General features: G+C 60.1%; 7 protein-coding genes. 1 reads left to right on the forward strand and 6 read right to left on the reverse strand.

Annotated elements, in window-relative coordinates; translation table 11 throughout:
* The first annotated feature begins 26 nt into the window (after positions 1 to 26).
* Entirely contained in the window at positions 27 to 1316 is a 1290-nt protein-coding gene (locus tag MTBSS4_RS17645; RefSeq protein ID WP_173984695.1) for an ammonium transporter, read from the forward strand.
* Between the two features lie 306 nt (positions 1317 to 1622).
* Here the strand turns inward: MTBSS4_RS17645 and MTBSS4_RS17650 are convergent, their stop codons facing one another.
* The 6 genes from MTBSS4_RS17650 to MTBSS4_RS22195 form a co-directional block, all read right to left on the reverse strand.
* Positions 1623 to 1850, reverse strand: a complete 228-nt coding sequence (locus MTBSS4_RS17650) for a TraR/DksA C4-type zinc finger protein (protein WP_008622709.1) — start codon at positions 1848 to 1850, stop codon at positions 1623 to 1625.
* A 31-nt stretch (positions 1851 to 1881) separates the two neighbouring features.
* The gene (locus tag MTBSS4_RS17655) at positions 1882 to 2388 is read right to left on the reverse strand and encodes a helix-turn-helix domain-containing protein (RefSeq protein WP_254432644.1); all 507 of its coding nucleotides are present in this window, start codon (positions 2386 to 2388) and stop codon (positions 1882 to 1884) included.
* A gap of 22 nt (positions 2389 to 2410) precedes the next feature.
* Positions 2411 to 2824: a MucR family transcriptional regulator gene (locus MTBSS4_RS17660; protein WP_173984696.1), complete on the reverse strand. Its 414-nt coding sequence runs from the start codon at positions 2822 to 2824 to the stop codon at positions 2411 to 2413.
* Positions 2814 to 3092 carry an HU family DNA-binding protein gene (locus MTBSS4_RS17665; protein WP_173984697.1) on the reverse strand — a complete coding sequence of 93 codons (279 nt, stop codon included), beginning with the start codon at positions 3090 to 3092 and terminating at the stop codon, positions 2814 to 2816. The genes MTBSS4_RS17660 and MTBSS4_RS17665 overlap by 11 nt, the downstream gene beginning before the upstream one ends.
* Positions 3093 to 3168: 76 nt before the next feature.
* The gene (locus MTBSS4_RS17670; RefSeq protein ID WP_173984698.1) at positions 3169 to 3516 is read right to left on the reverse strand and encodes a hypothetical protein; all 348 of its coding nucleotides are present in this window, start codon (positions 3514 to 3516) and stop codon (positions 3169 to 3171) included.
* 202 nt (positions 3517 to 3718) lie between these two features.
* A partial coding sequence (locus MTBSS4_RS22195; protein WP_254432645.1) for a hypothetical protein occupies positions 3719 to 3934 on the reverse strand: 216 nt, incomplete at its 5' end.

Here is a 3934-nt window from a genome sequence, read left to right on the forward strand (position 1 = left end):
TGTCCGTTCCGACAGGCCTAGGCCTGATGCTTGCCTCGACGGCCGCCTGGGCCGAGGAGGCCGCCGCGCCGGCCGCGGCGGCGGTGGCCGTCGACACCGGCATCACCGCCTGGATGCTCACCTCCACCGCCCTGGTGCTGATGATGACCATTCCCGGCCTCGCCCTGTTCTATGGCGGCATGGTGCGCCGGAAGAACCTGCTGGGCACCATGACCCAGAGCTTCGCCATCACCTGCATGATCACCGTGCTGTGGGCGGTCATCGGCTACAGCCTCGCCTTCACCGGCAGTTCGGCGTTTATCGGCGGTTTCGACCGTGTCCTGCTCAGCGGCCTTGAAAAGGGGTCGATGGCGCTGCCGAATCCGTTCCCGGAATCGGTGTTCATGATGTTCCAGATGACCTTCGCCATCATCACCCCGGCGCTGATCACCGGCGCCTTCGCCGACCGCATGAAGTTCTCGTCCATGCTGGCGTTCATGGCGCTGTGGCTGGTGTTCGTCTACGCCCCCATCTGCCACTGGGTGTGGATGTTCGACGAGACCGGCGCCCCCATCGGCTTCCTGGCCAAGATGGGCGTGCTGGATTTCGCCGGCGGCACCGTGGTCCACATCAACGCCGGCATCGCCGGCCTGGTGGCCGCCATCGTGCTGGGGCCGCGCAAGGGCTATGGCACCGACAACATGGCGCCGCACAACCTCAGCCTGACCATCATGGGCGCGTCGCTGCTGTGGGTGGGCTGGTTCGGCTTCAACGCCGGGTCCGCCGTCAACGCCGACGGCCGCGCCGGCATGGCCATGGCCGTGACCCAGATCGGCGCCGCCTCGGCCGCGCTGTCGTGGATGGTGGCCGAATGGCTGCTGCGCAAGAAGCCGTCGGCGCTGGGCATCGCGTCGGGCGCCGTCGCCGGCCTGGTCGCCATCACTCCGGCCGCCGGCTTCGTCGACCCCAGGGGCGCGCTGGTGATCGGCCTGATTTCGGGCGCGGTCTGCTACTGGGGCGCCACCGCCCTCAAGCACGCCATGAAATACGACGACTCGCTGGACGCCTTCGGCGTGCATGGCGTCGGCGGCATTGTCGGGGCCATCCTGACCGGCGTGTTCGCGGTCGAATCCATCGGCGGCGTCGGCGGCCTGCTGGAAGGCAACGGCGGCCAGGTGATGACCCAGGTCTATGGGGTGCTGATCACCGTGGTCTACACCGCCGTCGTGTCGTTCATCCTGCTGAAGGCCATCGACATGGTGATGGGCCTCAGGGTCAGCGCCGACGAGGAACGCGAAGGCCTGGACATCACCCAGCACGGAGAGACCGTCCACTGACCCGTCCTCCCGCCGCCGCGGAGGATGGGGCAGGAGGCGCCGGGGCAACCCGGCGCCTCGCGCTGCCGGAAATGGTCAAGGGCCTAGCGAATTAACGCTAAGCCCTTGAAAAGAATGGTGCCGGCGAGAGGACTCGAACCCCCGGCCCGCGCATTACGAATGAACAGGCGTATCTCACAATGTATTGATATTCAAGAATTATATTCTAGGTGCATCATCTATGTGAGTGTCATGTGAGTCATTTCGGCTACGCGACCCTCGCATTTTTAATGCGATGTTCGACCTATTCGGGGATCATCAGGAAGTCTACCCGCCGACGCGGTGGGCACGCTTCCGTGCGGCCTCTGCTTCCACCGCACACCCTGCACATAAACGTGCTGCTGGGTTCGCCTGAAGGCGTTCGACTTCGATCAATTCCTCGCAGGATCGGCAAACGCCGGTCGAGGGAGCCTCGTCCTTCTTCAATCGAGCGGCCTTCAAAGCTTCAGCAATGAATTGCTCAGCCCGATCATTCGCAACGTCAGCTTCGTCCATAATTCCTCATCGCATACCGCTAAGTTGCCCACTACTTGGTGGTTGCCAGCGATTTTGCCAGGGCCAGAACCTGATCCCGGACCTTGGGGTCATTGATGCTGAAATAGGCACGTACCAATTCCAGGGTTTCCCGCCGTGCCATCGGATCATCGTCGGGGATTTCAACTGACTTGGTGACGTTGCCCCGGATCACCTCGACCGGCGATGCTGCCTGGGCAGTCTCAGAAATTTCCTCGAAGAAATATCCGACCCGCACATCCAGAACACGGGATAGATCGAACAGCCTGGAGGCTCCGACCCGATTGGCCCCACGTTCGTATTTTTGCACCTGCTGGAAGGTCAACCCCAGGCATTCGCCAAGCTTTTCCTGGCTCATGCCAAGCAGGGTCCGACGAAGCCGAATGCGGGCACCAACATGGACATCAATGGGATTGGCACTGCCATCATCCAACCGGCCACGAGTTGACCGACCAGCCTTCCTGGCGACCTTGGCAGGCTTGGGGGCAGTCGCGGGTTGGGAACTCTTACGTGGCGGCATGGTGCCCCTCTTCATGTGTTCGTCAGGTGGCTGATTTTGGCTTCCGGTTCGTCCGGGAATAGCCCAGCCCAACAGCCTTCGCAAACTCTGATCTACGTGCAGCGTATTCCGGGGCGACGAGAGGGTAATCCTTGGGCAAAGACCACTTGGTCCGGTACTCGTCGGCGGTCAGCCCATGTCCAGTCGTGAGGTGTCGCTTGAGCATCTTCTGCCGATCACCGCATTCCAAACAGACAATGTAATCTGGGGTCACTGACCGCTTCACAGAAACGGCAGGTTGCTGCCGTTCAGTCGGTGCTGAAGCAGGGTTGTCCGTAGCGGCTAAAGTCGAATAAACGGACTTGATCAGGCTTGGGATTTCAGTGGCTGCCAAGGCGGTGCCACCCAAGTAGGCGACCACGATCTTGGTCGTCAGAGCCTTGATGTCATCGGCCATTGATGGTGTCCTTGAGGCTCTTTCCGGCGGTGAATTTGGCAGACTTGCTGGCCGCGATGGTGAGGGTCTTGCCAGTCTGCGGGTTCCTGCCTTCGCGAGCAGCACGAGCGGAAACCGAGAAAGTTCCGAAGCCGACCAGACGCACATCATCGCCCGACTTCATGGCGGCGGTGATGGCTGCAAAGACAGCATCAACGGCATTGCCCGCATCGGCCTTGGTCATGTTGGCCGCATCGGCGACGGCATTGATCAATTCGGACTTGTTCATGTTGCCCCCCCTACGAAAAGTATGGCTTTAACGAATGACATGAGCATTTGGCACCGTCAATCCGCATCCAACCCGATCATTCCTGTCCTGCTTTGGATTCTTTCGCATCCTTACAGCGATCCGCCAAGGATTCCTCCTTCACCCGGAGAATCTCGGCCTCCAAACCAGCAGCGATCACCGTGTCCGAAATGGCCGTCTTGATTTCGTCGGGCAGGATGATTGCGGGTCTCCAGGAACCATCAGTTGCTCGATATGTTGGCAAGGAGACCTCGGTGCTTTTGCCATCCGCTCGAACCTGGACACCTTGGATGATCATCTCGACGCCATCAAAGACAACTTCAACATCAGCCAAAGCACGCAGTTTTCCTGCGTTCTTGACATGGATGATGCTGATTGTCGTTACGGTGACCGATGCGGTGTCCATGGTCGGATTTGCGTTCAAGATTTTCACCATATGGGCGAGAAGTTCATCCTGTACGTCTTGATGGCACGGGGCGAATGAGATAGCGTTTCAAGGTGGCATTCCCCCAATGCGGCCACATCTGGATGGACCCTCCCCATAAACCAAATCCGTCCAGCACGATCCGGCGGTGGAGTTCTCGCCAGTTCGCCACCGCCGATCTGCTTTATGGTTCGTTCCGCATCACAGGAACGGCCACAAAGAACTCCTGATCATTCAAAGTTCCAACAGACACCATCAGTGTCTCATGCTTGTTCACAAGCCGGGCATGGGGCACACCATCGACCGCCGTCCAAAGGCGGGACACCTCCCAGACTTTCCTGGTGTGGTCATTTGCCTTTGCGAACCGGTCACCGACTTGGATGGGTGGGGTTTTTCGCCT

Source organism: Magnetospirillum sp. SS-4, assembly GCF_902729425.1.
In the GTDB taxonomy this organism is placed as follows: Bacteria; Pseudomonadota; Alphaproteobacteria; order Rhodospirillales; family Magnetospirillaceae; genus Phaeospirillum.